Annotated in this window: 15 protein-coding genes; 3 read left to right on the top strand and 12 right to left on the bottom strand. The window is 62.1% G+C overall.

Annotation, left to right across the window (positions count from 1 at the left end; all coding sequences use genetic code 11):
• Nucleotides 1-91: 91 nt before the first annotated feature.
• From dnaJ to grpE, 3 genes are all read right to left on the bottom strand, one after another.
• Nucleotides 92-1,213: a molecular chaperone DnaJ gene (gene dnaJ, locus QUG01_RS10190; RefSeq protein ID WP_103319715.1), complete on the bottom strand. Its 1,122-nt coding sequence runs from the start codon at nucleotides 1,211-1,213 to the stop codon at nucleotides 92-94.
• A gap of 127 nt (nucleotides 1,214-1,340) precedes the next feature.
• Nucleotides 1,341-3,266 carry a molecular chaperone DnaK gene (gene dnaK, locus QUG01_RS10185; protein ID WP_500830034.1) on the bottom strand — a complete coding sequence of 642 codons (1,926 nt, stop codon included), beginning with the start codon at nucleotides 3,264-3,266 and terminating at the stop codon, nucleotides 1,341-1,343.
• A gap of 121 nt (nucleotides 3,267-3,387) precedes the next feature.
• On the bottom strand, nucleotides 3,388-3,933 hold the full coding sequence (gene grpE, locus QUG01_RS10180) for a nucleotide exchange factor GrpE (protein ID WP_233163931.1): 546 nt from the start codon (nucleotides 3,931-3,933) through the stop codon (nucleotides 3,388-3,390).
• Between the two features lie 57 nt (nucleotides 3,934-3,990).
• Between grpE and QUG01_RS10175 the strand changes: the two genes are divergently transcribed.
• The 3 genes from QUG01_RS10175 (at nucleotide 3,991) to rraA (ending at nucleotide 6,263) form a co-directional block, all read left to right on the top strand.
• Nucleotides 3,991-4,326: a hypothetical protein gene (locus tag QUG01_RS10175; protein WP_500830033.1), complete on the top strand. Its 336-nt coding sequence runs from the start codon at nucleotides 3,991-3,993 to the stop codon at nucleotides 4,324-4,326.
• Nucleotides 4,327-4,378: 52 nt separating this feature from the next.
• A complete protein-coding gene (gene aceA, locus QUG01_RS10170; protein ID WP_500830032.1) occupies nucleotides 4,379-5,677 on the top strand; it encodes an isocitrate lyase in 1,299 nt (432 codons plus the stop codon).
• A gap of 100 nt (nucleotides 5,678-5,777) precedes the next feature.
• Complete coding sequence (gene rraA, locus QUG01_RS10165) at nucleotides 5,778-6,263, top strand: ribonuclease E activity regulator RraA (protein WP_500830031.1); 486 nt, start codon at nucleotides 5,778-5,780, stop codon at nucleotides 6,261-6,263.
• A gap of 264 nt (nucleotides 6,264-6,527) precedes the next feature.
• On the opposite strand, the gene QUG01_RS10160 is transcribed toward rraA, so the two are convergent.
• The 9 genes from QUG01_RS10160 to pcnB form a co-directional block, all read right to left on the bottom strand.
• Nucleotides 6,528-6,935 (bottom strand): GFA family protein, encoded by a 408-nt coding sequence (locus QUG01_RS10160; RefSeq protein WP_043621308.1) that lies wholly within the window; start codon nucleotides 6,933-6,935, stop codon nucleotides 6,528-6,530.
• A gap of 212 nt (nucleotides 6,936-7,147) precedes the next feature.
• Entirely contained in the window at nucleotides 7,148-7,864 is a 717-nt protein-coding gene (locus QUG01_RS10155; RefSeq protein WP_500830030.1) for a tetratricopeptide repeat protein, read from the bottom strand.
• A gap of 41 nt (nucleotides 7,865-7,905) precedes the next feature.
• Nucleotides 7,906-9,900 (bottom strand): bifunctional 2',3'-cyclic-nucleotide 2'-phosphodiesterase/3'-nucleotidase, encoded by a 1,995-nt coding sequence (locus QUG01_RS10150; RefSeq protein WP_500830029.1) that lies wholly within the window; start codon nucleotides 9,898-9,900, stop codon nucleotides 7,906-7,908.
• A 238-nt stretch (nucleotides 9,901-10,138) separates the two neighbouring features.
• On the bottom strand, nucleotides 10,139-10,519 hold the full coding sequence (panD, locus tag QUG01_RS10145; protein ID WP_500830028.1) for an aspartate 1-decarboxylase: 381 nt from the start codon (nucleotides 10,517-10,519) through the stop codon (nucleotides 10,139-10,141).
• A gap of 25 nt (nucleotides 10,520-10,544) precedes the next feature.
• On the bottom strand, nucleotides 10,545-11,378 hold the full coding sequence (gene panC / locus QUG01_RS10140; RefSeq protein WP_043629690.1) for a pantoate--beta-alanine ligase: 834 nt from the start codon (nucleotides 11,376-11,378) through the stop codon (nucleotides 10,545-10,547).
• 19 nt (nucleotides 11,379-11,397) lie between these two features.
• The gene (gene panB, locus QUG01_RS10135; protein WP_500830027.1) at nucleotides 11,398-12,186 is read right to left on the bottom strand and encodes a 3-methyl-2-oxobutanoate hydroxymethyltransferase; all 789 of its coding nucleotides are present in this window, start codon (nucleotides 12,184-12,186) and stop codon (nucleotides 11,398-11,400) included.
• 49 nt (nucleotides 12,187-12,235) lie between these two features.
• A complete protein-coding gene (locus QUG01_RS10130) occupies nucleotides 12,236-12,871 on the bottom strand; it encodes a deoxynucleoside kinase (protein ID WP_500830026.1) in 636 nt (211 codons plus the stop codon).
• A gap of 23 nt (nucleotides 12,872-12,894) precedes the next feature.
• The gene (folK, locus tag QUG01_RS10125) at nucleotides 12,895-13,383 is read right to left on the bottom strand and encodes a 2-amino-4-hydroxy-6-hydroxymethyldihydropteridine diphosphokinase (protein ID WP_500830025.1); all 489 of its coding nucleotides are present in this window, start codon (nucleotides 13,381-13,383) and stop codon (nucleotides 12,895-12,897) included.
• Entirely contained in the window at nucleotides 13,380-14,747 is a 1,368-nt protein-coding gene (gene pcnB, locus QUG01_RS10120; RefSeq protein WP_500830024.1) for a polynucleotide adenylyltransferase PcnB, read from the bottom strand. Before pcnB ends, folK begins: the two co-directional genes overlap by 4 nt.
• Nucleotides 14,748-14,878: the final 131 nt, after the last annotated feature.

Below are 14,878 nucleotides of genomic sequence, written 5' to 3'. Positions count from 1 at the left end.
CAGCCGCCTTAGGGTGGCTGTTTTGCTTTATGAACCATCAATAAAAAAGCCAGCTCCTTGCGGGCTGGCTTTGGCTTTATCGACGCGGCGCTTATTCGAAGAAATCGCGCAGCTTGTCCATGAAGGACTTGGAACGCGGATTGTGGGTGGCCACATCGCCCTGGCTGATCGCCTCGAACTCGCGCAGCAGTTCCTTCTGCCGCTCGGTCAGCTTGACCGGCGTCTCCACGATCACATGGCAATGCAGATCGCCGTACTCGGTGCCGCGCACGGCTTTCACGCCCTTGCCGCGCAGGCGGTAGACGCGGCCGCTCTGGGTTTCCGCGGCGATCTTGACCTTGGCCATGCCGTCCAGCGTCGGGATTTCCACTTCGCCGCCCAGCGCCGCGGTGGAGAAGGAGATCGGCATTTCGCAGTGCAGATCCATGCCGTCGCGCTGGAATACCGCGTGCTGCTTGATGTGGGTCACCACGTACAGATCGCCCGCCGGGCCGCCGTTCTGGCCCGGTTCGCCCTCCCCGCCCAGACGGATGCGGTCGCCCTCGTCCACGCCGGCCGGGATTTTCACATTCAGCGTCTTGGTGGTCTTCTTCTGGCCGGCGCCGTGGCAGCTGGTGCACGGATCGGTGATCTGCTTGCCGCTGCCGTGGCAGGTCGGGCAGGTCTGCTGGATCGAGAAGAAGCCCTGGCTCATCCGCACCTGGCCATGGCCCCCGCAAGTGGAGCAGGTCTTGGGCTGCGTGCCCGGCTTGGCGCCGGTGCCATTGCAGGTGGTGCAGGATTCGTGCGACGGTATGCGGATCTGCTTCTCGCAGCCGCGCGCCGCCTCTTCCAGCGTGATCTCCATGTTGTAGCGCAGGTCCGCGCCGCGATAGACGTTGGAACGCCCGCCGCCGCGCTGGCCGCCGCCGAAGATGTCGCTGAAGATGTCGGCGAAATCGCCGAAGCCGCCAAAACCGCCGCCTCCGCCGCCCATGCCGGCTTGCGGATCGACGCCGGCGTGGCCGAACTGGTCATAGGCGCCGCGTTTCTGGCTATCGGACAGGATCTCATAGGCCTCTTTGACCTCCTTGAACTTGTCCTCGGCTTCCTTGCTGTCCGGATTGCGGTCCGGATGGTACTTCATCGCCAGTTTGCGATATGCCTTCTTGATGTCGTCTTCCGACGCATCGCGGTTGACCCCCAGCACATCGTAATAATCTTTTTTCGACATTGTCTTTCACTCTCTGGTCGGCCCGGCCATGTTCGGCCAAACCCTGTCGTCTCGATACGGCAAAGGCACAGAGGCCGGTGGAGATGCCTCCCCCATTCCCTGTGCCTCGATCAGCGTGATTCGACGATTACTTCTTGTCTTTCACTTCCTCGAACTCGGCGTCCACCACATTGCCGTCGTCCTTCTTGTCTGCCTCGGCCTGCTGCGCGCCGCCTTGGGCGCCGGCTTCGGCCTGAGCCTGGGCATACATGATCTCGCCCAGTTTCTGGCTGGCCTTGGCCAGTTCTTCGGACTTGGCTTCGATGGCGTCCTTGTCGTCGCCCTTCACCACTTCCTCGGCTTCCTTCAGCGCGGACTCGATCTTGGCCTTTTCATCGGCGCCGATCTTGTCGCCATGCTCGGACAGCGACTTCTTGATGCTGTGGATCAGGCCTTCGGCGTGGTTGCGCGCGGTCACCAGTTCGTGCAGCTTCTTGTCTTCCTCGGCATTGGCCTCGGCGTCCTTCACCATGCGCTGGATTTCCTCTTCGGACAGGCCGGAGGATGCCTGGATGGTGATGTTGGCCTGCTTGCCGGTGGCCTTGTCCTTGGCCGACACGTGCAGAATGCCGTTGGCGTCGATGTTGAATTCCACCTCGATCTGCGGAATGCCGCGCGGCGCCGGCGGGATGTCGCCGAGATTGAACTGGCCCAGCGACTTGTTGGCGGCAGCCTTCTCGCGCTCGCCCTGCAGCACGTGGATGGTCACCGCGGTCTGGTTGTCGTCGGCGGTGGAGAACACTTGCGACGCCTTGGTCGGAATCGTGGTGTTCTTCTGGATCAGCTTGGTCATCACGCCGCCCAGAGTTTCAATGCCCAGCGACAGCGGGGTCACGTCCAGCAGCAGCACGTCCTTGCGGTCGCCGGACAGCACGGAACCCTGAATGGCGGCGCCTACGGCCACGGCTTCGTCCGGGTTCACGTCCTTGCGCGGCTCCTTGCCGAAGAATTCCTTCACCGCGTCCTGCACCTTGGGCATGCGGGTCTGGCCGCCGACCAGGATCACGTCGGTGATGTCGGACAGCGACACGCCGGCGTCCTTCAGCGCCACGCGGCACGGTTCGATGGAGCGGGTGATCAGATCGTCCACCAGGCTTTCGAACTTGGCGCGGGTGATCTTCATGGCCAAGTGCTTCGGACCAGTGGCGTCCATGGTGATGTACGGCAGGTTCACTTCGGTCTGGGTGGCCGAGGACAGCTCGATCTTGGCCTTTTCCGCCGCTTCCTTCAGGCGTTGCAGCGCCATCACGTCCTGCTTCAGGTCGACGCCTTGTTCCTTCTTGAACTCGGTCACGATGTAGTCGATCAAGCGCTGGTCGAAGTCTTCGCCGCCCAGGAAGGTGTCGCCGTTGGTGGACAGCACTTCGAACTGGTGCTCGCCGTCTACGTCGGCGATTTCAATGATGGAGATGTCGAAGGTGCCGCCGCCCAGGTCGTACACGGCGATCTTGCGGTCGCCTTCCTGCTTGGCCAGGCCAAAGGCCAGCGCGGCCGCGGTCGGCTCGTTGATGATGCGCTTCACTTCCAGGCCGGCGATGCGGCCGGCGTCCTTGGTGGCCTGACGCTGGCTGTCGTTGAAGTAGGCCGGCACGGTGATCACGGCTTCGGTCACTTCCTCGCCCAGGTAGTCTTCCGCGGCCTTCTTCATCTTGCGCAGCACTTCGGCGGAGATTTGCGGCGGCGCCAGTTCCTGGTCGCGCACCTTGACCCAGGCGTCGCCGTTCTTGGCCTTCATGATTTCAAAAGGCATCAGGTCGATGTCTTTCTGCACTTCCTTGTCTTCGAAGCGACGGCCGATCAGACGCTTGGCGGCGTAGATGGTGTTCTTCGGATTGGTGACCGCCTGGCGCTTGGCCGGCGCGCCCACCAGGATCTCGCCGTCTTCCACGTAAGCGATGATGGACGGGGTGGTGCGGTTGCCTTCGGCGTTCTCGATCACCTTCGGGTTGCCGCCCTCGATCACTGCTACGCAGGAGTTGGTGGTGCCCAGGTCGATGCCAATGATTTTACCCATGATTCAATTCCTTTCTTCGATCCGTTTCGGCTTCGGCTGCGTCACTCGCGATAGCCGGAACCTGTTGTCTCAATAAATATTGGCTATGCCGATCTTTTCAAGAGGCCGACATGCGCCTTTTTTATGCTTTGGCCTTGGCCACCACCACCATCGCCGGGCGCAGCACGCGGTCAGCCAGCAGATAGCCCTTCTGCATCACGCGCAGCACGGTGTTCGGCTCGGCGTCGGACTCTTCCGCGCTCATGGCCTGATGCTGGTGCGGGTCCAGCTTGTCGCCCACCTTGGGCGCGATGTCCTTGATCTGGGCCTTGTCGAAGGCCGACACCAGCTGCTTCAGCGTCATGTCCACGCCCATCTTCAAGGTGTCGATCTGGCCGCTCTGATCCAGCAGCGCCATTTCCAGATAATCCTTGACCGTCACCAGCTCGGCGGCAAACTTGCTGATTGCATATTTATGCGCGGCAGCCACCTCGTCTTGCGCGCGGCGGCGCTGATTTTCCAGCTCGGCGCGGGCGCGCAGCAGGCTGTCGTTCAGTTCTGCGATTTCCGCCTCCAGCCCGGCAATGTGCTGCTCGGGGGTCTGCTCCAGCTCGGTATGCGCCTCATGCGCAGCATCGGTCACTTCGTTTTCTACGGCTTCTGCCGCCGGATTCTGATTTTCTTGCATGACGTTTCCTTGGAATTGCACCGGCTAAATTGATGTCCAGACCCAAGGTAGGGCCTTTTGCAGCGATTTCAAGTCCTAGCCGACACATCTGGCAGCGAAGATGGAAAACGAAGATACGCAAATTTCAACTGCCGATTTTTCGCATTGGCAACATTTCTGGCTGATGAAAGATTCGTTTTTGTGAACACCTTGTTAGCTTATGAAAACACAAGAATTTTATCTGTGCTGCACCGCACACAAGTGATTTTTTTTGTGCTTATAATGGCCCCACACCAAGGAAGAAACCGTTGCGGACGGCGCAAAATCGCCACTGCACGCGGACCAGAAAATCATGCCGATCCGGCCTGGTTTGACAAAAATCCGGAACACCGGATGCGCTTAAACGCTATTTGAGGATGCCGGGCCCGCCCGGCGAGCAGAGAAACGTATCGAGAAGGGTTCTAACATGACGACTCGCGAACAACGCATTGCAGCCATCCAAAAAGACTGGGACGAAAACCCGCGCTGGAAGGGCATCAAGCGTGGCTACACCGCCGCCGACGTCGAACGCCTGCGCGGCTCGCTGCACGTGGAACACACGCTGGCACGCCACGGCGCGGAAAAGCTGTGGAAACTGGTCAACACCGAGCCCTACATCAACTGTCTGGGCGCGCTGACCGGCGGCCAGGCGATGCAGCAGGTGAAGGCCGGCGTCAAGGCCATCTATCTGTCCGGCTGGCAAGTGGCGGCCGACAACAACGAATACTCGGCCATGTATCCGGACCAGTCCCTGTATCCGGTGGACTCCGTGCCCAAGGTGGTGGAACGCATCAACAACGCCTTCACCCGCGCCGACGAAATCCAGCATGCCAAGGGCCTGGAAAAAGGCGACAAGGGCTATGTCGACTACTTCGCCCCCATCGTCGCCGATGCGGAAGCCGGCTTCGGCGGCGTGCTGAACGCCTATGAGCTGATGAAGTCCATGATCCGCGCCGGCGCCGCCGGCGTGCACTTCGAGGACCAACTGGCCTCGGTGAAGAAATGCGGCCACATGGGCGGCAAGGTGCTGGTGCCGACCCAGGAAGCGATTCAGAAGCTGATCGCCGCCCGCCTGGCGGCCGACGTCTACGGCGCGCCCACCCTGGTGATCGCTCGCACCGACGCCGAAGCGGCCGACCTGTTGACCAGCGACGTCGATCCCAACGACGAGCCGTTCCTGACCGGCGAGCGCACCGCCGAAGGCTTCTACAAGACCAAGAAGGGTCTGGAGCAAGCCATCAGCCGCGCCGTGGCCTATGCCGACTACGCCGATCTGGTGTGGTGCGAAACCGGCACGCCGGACCTGGAGTTCGCCCGCAAGTTTGCAGAAGCCGTCCATGCCAAGCATCCGGGCAAACTGCTGGCTTACAACTGCTCGCCTTCGTTCAACTGGAGAAAGAATCTGGACGATGCCACCATCGCCAAATTCCAGCGCGAGCTCGGCGCCATGGGCTACAAGTACCAGTTCATCACCCTGGCCGGCATCCACAGCATGTGGTTCAACATGTACGACCTGGCGCAGGACTACGTCGCCCGCGGCATGTCGGCCTATGTGGAAAAAGTGCAGGAGCCGGAGTTCGCCGCGCGCGACCGCGGCTACACCTTCGTCTCCCACCAACAGGAAGTTGGCACCGGCTACTTCGACGACGTCACCACCGTGATCCAGGGCGGCGCCTCCAGCGTCACCGCGCTGACCGGCTCCACTGAAGAAGAGCAGTTCCACTAAGCCGTCACAAGCGGCAAGCAAACGCCTGCATACCCCGCGGGCAGCGCCGCCCCGCCACACGGCCGGGCGGCATTTTCACGCCATCCCCCGGGAGCATTTTATGGATTTCGCCACTACCGATCTTTGCGACGCATTCGACGCGGAAATCCGCGTGCTGGACCCGATTTTCCAATCCTACGGCGGCCATGCCCGTTTCCACGGCCGGGTCGTCACCCTGAAGCTGTTCGAGGACAACAGCCTGGTGCGGCAAACGCTGGGCGAAGATGGGCGCGGCAAAGTGCTGGTGGTGGACGGCGGCGGCTCGCGCCGCTGCGCGCTGCTGGGCGACCAGTTGGGGGAGCTGGCGGTGAAAAACGGCTGGGCCGGGCTGGTGATAGACGGTTGCGTCCGCGACAGCGCTGCGCTGGGCAAACTGCCGCTGGGGGTGAAGGCGCTGGCCGCGCACCCGCGCAAATCGGTGAAGCTGGAAAGCGGTCAGAAGGATCTGCCAATACGCGTGGCAGGCTGCGAACTACGCCCAGGCGAGTGGCTGTACGCCGACGAGGACGGGGTGATCGTCAGCGCGCGGGAACTAGTTACAGCCTAGGGGCTGTTGACGTTTGGTGAGTGGATCGCGTTTGCGCCGATTTGGGCCGGAAGCAAGGCGCGCAGTCCGACGCATAGTCATTCTATGCAAGGGCTGGGCAACGCGGCTTCCGGCCCAAAGCGGCCAAACCCGCAGGGCCGGGCGCCTTTCGCGCCGACTCTTCGTTGTTCCGCGCTGGCAGAGAATGACTATGCGGCGCGCGAAACGCCTCGATTCGCCGCAAAACGCATCCCGGCGCGACCGCTCACCAAACGTCAACAGCCCCTAGCCGCCGCTGCGCTGATGCACCGGCAAGGCGCTCTGCGCGCTGGCGGTGCCCCACTCCACCCGCTGCTCCCACCAGGTATGATGCTCCGGCACCAAGGCCTCCGGGCTGTCCAACGAGGCGGCGGTGACGTCGATCTCTTCCGGATCGGACTCGTGAAAATAAGTCAGCGTGGAGCCGCAGTGCGGGCAAAAGCCGCGCGACACCGCCGCGGAGGAATGGTATTGCACCGGCTTTTCGCCGCGCCACTCCAGTTCATGCACCCGCACCGTGAACCAGGTGACAAAAGCCGCGCCGCTGGCGCGGCGGCAGCTGCGGCAATGGCAATGCGTCACATGGTAGGGCATGCCGCGTAATCGGTATCTGACCGCACCGCACAAACAGCCACCGGTCAATCCCACCACCATGTCGCCTCCCTCTTCCCGCGCTCATTCGTTTCGATCGCTCCGGCCAGCGGCCGGCCTAGAGCCTATCGGCTTCTCCTGCCGCCAACGGCGGAAAAGGATCGATAAGAGAACCTTACGCTTTCACTATGCCGCAGCCATGCTGCAAGTGCAAAAAAATTGCGCCGCCCAGCTGCCGGGACGGCGCATTGCAGCCTAGACGCGTCACATTTTCGTCAAAAAACCTCAGATTCAAAGTCATGAATCGCATGCGCGGCCAGGTTGAACATCTCCGAAGCCTTGATTTCGTCGCGCGGCAAACCCAGGTCGCCAGCCTGATAGGCCATGGCCAGGGTTTGCAGCGCGGCGGGCATTTCCAGCTTGGCGGAGCGCTCGTACCAGTCTAGCGCCCGCTTGGCGTCGGCCTGAACGCCTATCCCCTCCTGATAGGCGATGCCGAGCTGGAACATCGCCTCGGCGCTGCCGTGGGCGGCGGCCTGCTCGAACCATTGCTTCGCCGCCATCACGTCGCCCGCATCCTTGGCGCGCAATCCCAGGACGCAGGCGGCGTCCGCCTGCTGTCTTTCCGCCGCGACGTGCAGCCAATGATTGGACTGGGCGCGGCTAGGCTTCACGCCCACCCCTTTGGCGTACAATTTAGCCAGCCGGAACGCAGCCAGGCCATCGCCCCACTCCGCGGCGCGCTGAAACCACGGCGCCGCCTGAGACCAGGCTTGCGGCGTCCCGCTCGCGGCATACGCCTCGGCCAGACTGCGCGCCGCAGCCGGGTCATGCTGGTTTGCCCAATCGTTGAGCCGGGTCCACGCGGCGCCGTCGCTGGCGTATATCGCCTGCTGCTTGGCCGCGTCCAGCTCCGCTTGGCCAGGGCGTCCGGCGCACCCGCACAGCGCCAGGCAGAACCCCGCCAGCGCGATCCATATGATTTTCTGCATATGCGTGACGGGGACGGCGCAAGCCACCCCCTCTCCCTGCCTTACTTGCTCAGGTCCAGCAGATAATCGCCGGTGCCGTCGCCATTGTCGCTGCCGCCGCTCAAGCCTTTCAGACCGGCCAGTTGCGCCAGCGGCAGTTGACCCGCGATGCTCTTGAAACGCACCGGCGCCGCCGTGCTGACCTTGACGAAGCTCCACGGCTGCGTCGAGCCATACTGGGCGCGCGTCAGATTGCCGTTGGCCTTGATGTAGGCGATCAACACATCGCGGTTGGCATCCGGCGCCTGGATGATGGTCTTGGTGCCGTCAATGCCGGGGAAATTGCCGCCGCCGCTGGCGCGGTAGTTGTTGGTAGCCACCACGAACTGCTGGGCAGGATCGACCGGGGCGCCGTTATAGCTCAGCCCTACGATGCGGCTGCCCACCGGCTTGGTCACGTCGATCTGATACTGCACGCCGTACATGACGTCAAAATTGAATACCTGGTAGTTGGGGTTGATCAGGTCCTGCGTGGCAGTCGCCGCCGGATCGATGGTATTGAACATCTGCGCCGATCGCTCCAGCCAGTTCTTCAGATCTGCGCCCGTCACTTTCACCGCCTGCACCGTGTTCGGATACAGATACAGGTCGGCCGCGTTATTGATGGCGATCGATCCCTGCTTCACATCGGTAAAGTCGCTGGAGCCATTGCGTCCGGCCTTGAACGGCGCCGATACCGACAACACCGGCAGCGAGGCATATTGCGGCAGGTTGGCCTTGATGTACTTCGTCACATAATCCTGCTGCGCCATGTTGACGACTTGAATCGCGCTGACATCCCCCAGCAGGGCGAAGTAGGTATTCATTTCGAAATCGGTGCTGCCGACCGGCGTCTTGACATAATTGATGGTGCCTTGATGCTCGGCGGCGACCAGTTGCCCCACATTCGGATCAGCCGGCACATACGTTCCATCGGCATTCTTGATCGAACGGGTTTCCACCGCGCTCTTGTCGTTTTGCACCACCCATTTGCCGCCGGTGAACTTCAGCGTCAGGTGGATCAAGCCCAGACGATTGCCCCAGTTGCCGCCCATCACGGTGGGCACGCCGTTGACCAGGCCCTTGGTATTGTCCACGCCCTGCATATTGTTGAACTGCGAGCTGGCGGAACCGGGATTGGGGAAGATGTCGTGCGAGTGGCCGATCAGCAGCGCGTCGATGCCGGTCTTGGTCAAGTGCCAGCTGCCGTTCTCCATGGTCGGGCTGTAGCTGGACGGGTCTAGGCCGCCGTGCGACAGCGCCACCACCAGATCAGCCCCTTGCTGGCGCATTTGCGGAATATAGGTATTAGCGGTTTCCAGCAGGCCAGCGGTAATGACCTTGCCCTGCAGGTTCTTCTTATCCCAATCCATGATGGTGGGCGGCGTGAAACCGATCACGCCGATATTCAACGGCACCTGGATGCTGGAACCATCCGGCGCCGTGCCGGTGAAGGTTCGTTTCAACAGCGTATACGGCTGGAAGATCGGCTTGCCGTCGGCCAGATTATTCACATTCGCCAGCACTTGCGGATAAGACGGGGCGCCGCATCCGGCAGGCTTGCCGATATCGGCCATGCGAAAATCGGTATTGGTTACCTGCGACAAAAATGGGAGGCCGTAATTGAATTCATGGTTGCCAATGGTGCCAGCATCATACTTCAGGTAATTCATCACCTTATGCACGGCCAGCGTGTCGGCGCACTTCACTGGACTCACGGCTGCCTGATAATCGCCCAGCGCGGTTCCTTGAATCAGGTCGCCGTCGTCCAGCAGCAGGTTATTTGGATATTGGGCACGTGCCTGTTGAATCAGCGTGGCCGCGCGCTCCAGGCCAAATGAGGGATTCGCAGCCAGCTTGTAATAATCGTAGCTGAGCAAATTCTGATGGATATCAGTCGTTTCCAGCAAAGTCACATCGACCTTGCTGCCCTCTGCCGGCTGATTGTTGGGCGTGCTGGAACAGCCAGCCAATGCTGTCAGCGCAATCGCTGACAGCGCAAGATGCTTCATTGTCATCACACTGCCTTTCTTTATTATGCGGCATAAAGCGCCGTCGGCATTTTATTCTCGTTCAAGCGTTTGAAATATAATACAAAATGAATTTTGCATTACCAAAAGGTTAAATCGTGAAAAATACCAAATCGTGCTGTGCGATTGACTGACAATTACCTCTGATTCACGTCACCGGCCAAGCTATATCAAAAAAAATGCCGCCCGTTGGGGCGGCATCGATTCAAGATAAACGGCTGCGCATTTAAGCCGGCTGCGTAGGCGTCGCGCCCTTCACTTCGGTCAGCTGGTTATTGCCGTCGACAAACACCAGCTTAGGCGAATGGTTTTTCAGCTCGGCGTCTTCGTATTGCGCGAAAGAGGCGATGATCAGCAGATCGCCCGGCGCGGCGCGGCGAGCGGCCGAACCATTGACCGAGATCACGCCGGAGCCGCGCTCCGCCTTGATCGCGTAGGTGGCGAAACGCTCGCCGTTGGTGACGTTCCAGATCTGCACTTCTTCGTATTCGAGAATATCCGCCGCTTCCAGCAGGTTTTCATCGATGGCGCAGGAGCCGATGTAATGCAGCTCGGCATGCGTGGTGGTCACCCGATGAAGCTTGGACTTGAGCATATTGCGTTGCATGACAACTTTCCTTCTTGTTCCGGATTCAGCGGAACACTTCGATATTGTCGATCAGACGGGTCTTGCCCAGGCGCGCGGCAGCCAACACCACCAGCCGCTTCTCGCCGGCATGGGCGATTTCCAGCGTGTCGGCCTGGCGCACTTCGACATAATCCACCACCCAGCCGGCGGCGCTCAGATCGTCGCGGGCAGTCTTTTCCAGCGCGGCGTAGTCATGGCTGCCGGCCAGCAGTCCGTCGCGGATGGCGCACAGATTGCGATACAGACGCGGCGCTTCGGCGCGCTCCTCGGCGGACAGATAGCCGTTGCGCGACGACAGCGCCAGGCCGTCGTCGGCGCGGCCGGTGTCCACCGGCACGATGGCGATCGGCGAGTTCAGATCGTCCACCATGGCCTGGATCACATGCAGCTGCTGGTAATCCTTCTTGCCGAAGCAGGCGACGTCCGGCTGCACGATATTGAACAGCTTAGTCACCACCGTTGCCACGCCGCGGAAGTGCCCGGGGCGGAAAGCGCCGCACAGCTCGTTCTGGATATGCGGCGGCTCCACGTTGAAGTCCTGCTTGACGCGCGGATACAGCTCGCGCTCGTCCGGGAAGAACAGCGCGTCGACGCCGGCGGCGCGCAGTTTCTCGCAATCGGATTCAAAGGTGCGCGGATACGCGTCGAAGTCCTCGCCCTGGCCGAACTGCAGCCGATTGACGAAGATGCTGACCACGACTTTATCGGCTTGCTCGCGCGCGGCCTTGACCAGTTTCAAATGCCCTTCGTGCAGATTGCCCATGGTAGGCACAAAGGCCAGCTTGCCGGCCTGCTTGCGCCAGGCGCGCATGTCGGCCACGCTACGGATGATTTCCATCGCTTATTGTCTCCCGGGCTCAGTAGGTATGCTCAGCGGACGGGAAGGTCTTGTCCTTCACCGCCTTGATATAGGCTTGGACAGCGCCCTGGATGCTGCCCACCTCTTCCATGAAGTTCTTGACGAACTTCGCTTTCTTGCCCGGATACACGCCCAGCATGTCGTGCAGCACCAGCACCTGGCCGGACGTATCCACGCCGGCGCCGATGCCTATGGTCGGCACATTGACGGTGTCGGTGATTTCCTTGGCCAGCGCCGCCGGCACGCACTCCATCACGATCATGCTGGCGCCGGCCTCGGCCAGCGCCTTGGCGTCATTGAGGACACGCTGGCCATCATCGCCGCGGCCCTGCACGCGGTAGCCGCCGAAGGCGTTGACGAACTGCGGGGTCAACCCGATATGCGAGCACACCGGCACGCCGCGCTCCACCAGGAAGCGGGTGGTTTCGGCCATATAGGCGCCGCCCTCCAGCTTCACCATATGCGCGCCGGCCTGCAGCAGGCGCGCCGCGTGGGCGAAGGCTTGCTGCGGACTTTGCTGATAGGCGCCGAAAGTCATGTCGCCCAGGATCAGCGCATTCTTGGCGCCGCGCGCCACGCAGCGGATGTGATAGGCCATCTCGTCCTCGCTGACCGGCAGCGTGGAATCGATGCCCTGCATCACCGGGCCCAGCGAATCGCCAACCAGCAGGATTTCCACGCCGGCCTCGTCCAGCAGGCTGGCGAAGCTGGCGTCGTAGCAAGTCAGCATGGTGATCTTCTGGCCTTCAGCCGCCAGCTTGTGCAAGGTATTGACGGTTATTTTCATTTCTCGACTTCCTCGTGTTCCATCGCGGCGCCGCGCGGGACGAACCCGGTCAGACGCTCTTGTTGAAATAACTGCGCTGGCCGCGCATTTCTGCAATGCAGCGGATCAATAACTCGAAGTCCTCGTCGCCGTCCACCAGATTCAGATGATCGGTGTTGACGATCAGCAGCGGCGCGGCCTCGTACTGATGGAAAAATTCGTTATAACCGGCGTGGACGCGCTTGAGGTAGCCCTCGGGGAAGTTCACCTCGTAGTCGATGGCGCGCGCCGCCACGCGCTGCAGCAGCGTCTCCTCGGACGCCTGCAGATAAATCACCAGATCCGGCACCGGATATTCCGGCAGCGCCAGCCTGGCCAGGCGGCGATACAGCGCCAGCTCATGCTCGTCCAGGTTCATCCGCGCGAACAGATCGTCCTTCTCGAACAGGAAGTCCGACACCAGCGGCGCAGTCATCAGTTCGCCCTGCAACATGTCGCGCGCGATGTCGGCGCGCTGCGTCAGGAAGCTCAGTTGGGTGGACAGCGCGTGCGCCGGCATATTGCGGTAGAAACGCGGCAGAAACGGATTGGCCGCCGGGTCTTCCGCCTTCAGTTGCACGCCCCAGTAGGCGGACAGCCGCTTGGCCAGCGATGACTTGCCGGAGCCTATCGGCCCCTCCACCACCACATATCGCAGTTGACTCATGTTTTTCCTGTTCTTGAGCGGGTTCAGCCGGCCTCGTCCAGCTTTTCAATGCCATCGCCGCTCAGCGCGGCGGCCAGCGCGGAAACGTCGCCCACGCCGGGCAGAATCTCGCCGCGAGCGATCTCGGCCAGGGGCACCATCACGAAGGCGCGGTCGCGCATGCGCGGGTGCGGCAGCGTCAGGGCCTCATCGGCGCAAACCACGCCATGGTAATACAGCAGGTCAAGGTCCAGCACCCTGGGCGCATTGCGAAAGCTGCGCTGGCGGCCGAAGCGCTGTTCGATGGCGAACAGCGCCTCCAGCAAATCCGCGGGCGACAACTGGGTATCCAGCGCCGCCACGGCATTGATGAAATCGGGTTGGTCGGCGTAGCCGACCGGCGCGGTGCGGTACAGCGAAGAGTGGCGCAGCAAGGCGCTGCCGGGCAAATGGCCAAGGGCCGCGAGCGCGGCCCTCACCTGCTGGTCCGGCTGCTCCAGGTTGCTGCCCAGAGCGACATAAGCCAGCGTCACTCAGGGCTCCCCTCGCTGGCGCCCTCGCTGCGCCGGCGGCTGCCGCTGCGGCGACGGCGGCGCTTCTTGGCCGGCTCGTCTCCGGCGCCGCTTTCCCTGGCCTCGGCGATCAGCCGTTCGCACTCGGCGCCGTCGGCGCGCTGGAAGCGCTCCCACCACTCCACCAGCGCGCGCGGGACTTCGCCGGCCTCGCTGCGCAGGGCCAGGAAGTCATAGGCGGCGCGGAAGCGCGGCTGCTCCAGGAAGCGATATGGCCGGCTGCCGGTGCGGCTGTCGAAGCGCGCCTGCAGCGTCCAGATTTCGCGCATGGTGACGCTGAAACGACGCGGGATGGCAAAGTCGTTGTCCTGTTCCGCCTCGATGTCGGCAATGGCGGACATCAGCGCCGGCAGGCTCTTCTCGCCTGCCGCCATGCGCTTTTGCCAGCCCTGGTTCACCTGGCGCCACAGCAAGGTGGCCAGCAGGAAGCCGACGGAAATCGGTTTGTCGGCGCGCAGCCGCGCGTCGGTGCTGTCCAGGCTCAGGCGCAGGAAAGGATCGTCGCCGGCCTTGTCGTCCATCACTGCGTCCAACAGCGGGAACACGCCGCGCGCCAGGCCTTCCTCGCGCAGCTTCTTCAAGCAGGCATAGGCATGGCCGGACATCAGGAGCTTCAGCAGTTCGTCGAACAGACGGGCCGGCGGCTCTTTCTTCAGCAGATGGGCGTGGGCGCGGATGGGCTTCTTGGTGGCGTCGTCGATCTCGAAACCCAGCTTGGCGGCCAGGCGCACCGCGCGCAGCATGCGCACCGGATCTTCCTGATAGCGGCGCGCCGGCTGGCCTATCATCACCAGTTTCTTGGCGTGCAGGTCCTTGACGCCGTTGTGGTAGTCGATGACGGTTTCGTCGGACGGATCATAGAACAGCGCATTGACGGTGAAGTCGCGGCGGTGCGCGTCTTCTTCTTGGCTGCCGAAACTGTTGTCGGCCATGATGCGGCCGGTTTCATTGGTGTCGTCGACGCTGCCGCCGCGGAAGGTGGTCACCTCTATGGTTTCCGGCCCCATCATCACGTGGACGATGCGGAAGCGGCGGCCGATGATGCGGGAGCGGCGGAACAGGTGATGCACCTGCTCCGGCGTGGCATTGGTCGCCACGTCGAAATCCTTGGGCGACACGCCCAGCATCAGGTCGCGCACCGCCCCGCCCACCACGTAGGCGGCAAAGCCGGCCTCTTGCAGGCGGCTGGTCACGCGCAGGGCGGCGGAACTCAACTGGTCGCGGCGAACGCCGTGCTGCGGCAGCGGATACACGCGGAGCTTGCCGCGGCGCTTGGCCATGCCGGCCGGCAATTCCAGAACTTTTCGGATTAGCTTGCGGATCATGTGGAAGATTGTGACTTGGAATACTGGATTCGCAAGAATTAGGATTCAAGGCCGCGATTATAGCCCGAATCTTTACGGAAAATACACATCGCCCCCGCCCCCTCTCGCAACTTGTTCCGGAACCGACTGCC

Source organism: Chromobacterium sp. CCUG 76385 (genome assembly GCF_059916625.1).
The sequence above is the reverse complement of the archived record's forward strand: the minus strand, read 5'-3'. Positions and strand labels throughout refer to the sequence as shown.

Excerpts from the sequence above, each read along its gene's own strand:
- dnaJ (WP_103319715.1), bottom strand. The coding sequence starts at position 1,213 with ATGTCGAAAAAAGATTATTACGATGTGCTGGGGGTCAACCGCGATGCG.
- QUG01_RS10155 (WP_500830030.1), bottom strand. The coding sequence starts at position 7,864 with ATGCAGAAAATCATATGGATCGCGCTGGCGGGGTTCTGCCTGGCGCTG.
- QUG01_RS10150 (WP_500830029.1), bottom strand. The coding sequence starts at position 9,900 with ATGACAATGAAGCATCTTGCGCTGTCAGCGATTGCGCTGACAGCATTG.
- panB (WP_500830027.1), bottom strand. The coding sequence starts at position 12,186 with ATGAAAATAACCGTCAATACCTTGCACAAGCTGGCGGCTGAAGGCCAG.
- pcnB (WP_500830024.1), bottom strand. The coding sequence starts at position 14,747 with ATGATCCGCAAGCTAATCCGAAAAGTTCTGGAATTGCCGGCCGGCATG.
- aceA (WP_500830032.1), top strand. The coding sequence starts at position 4,379 with ATGACGACTCGCGAACAACGCATTGCAGCCATCCAAAAAGACTGGGAC.
- QUG01_RS10130 (WP_500830026.1), bottom strand. The coding sequence starts at position 12,871 with ATGAGTCAACTGCGATATGTGGTGGTGGAGGGGCCGATAGGCTCCGGC.
- grpE (WP_233163931.1), bottom strand. The coding sequence starts at position 3,933 with ATGCAAGAAAATCAGAATCCGGCGGCAGAAGCCGTAGAAAACGAAGTG.
- panD (WP_500830028.1), bottom strand. The coding sequence starts at position 10,519 with ATGCAACGCAATATGCTCAAGTCCAAGCTTCATCGGGTGACCACCACG.
- rraA (WP_500830031.1), top strand. The coding sequence starts at position 5,778 with ATGGATTTCGCCACTACCGATCTTTGCGACGCATTCGACGCGGAAATC.
- dnaK (WP_500830034.1), bottom strand. The coding sequence starts at position 3,266 with ATGGGTAAAATCATTGGCATCGACCTGGGCACCACCAACTCCTGCGTA.
- panC (WP_043629690.1), bottom strand. The coding sequence starts at position 11,378 with ATGGAAATCATCCGTAGCGTGGCCGACATGCGCGCCTGGCGCAAGCAG.
- QUG01_RS10160 (WP_043621308.1), bottom strand. The coding sequence starts at position 6,935 with ATGGTGGTGGGATTGACCGGTGGCTGTTTGTGCGGTGCGGTCAGATAC.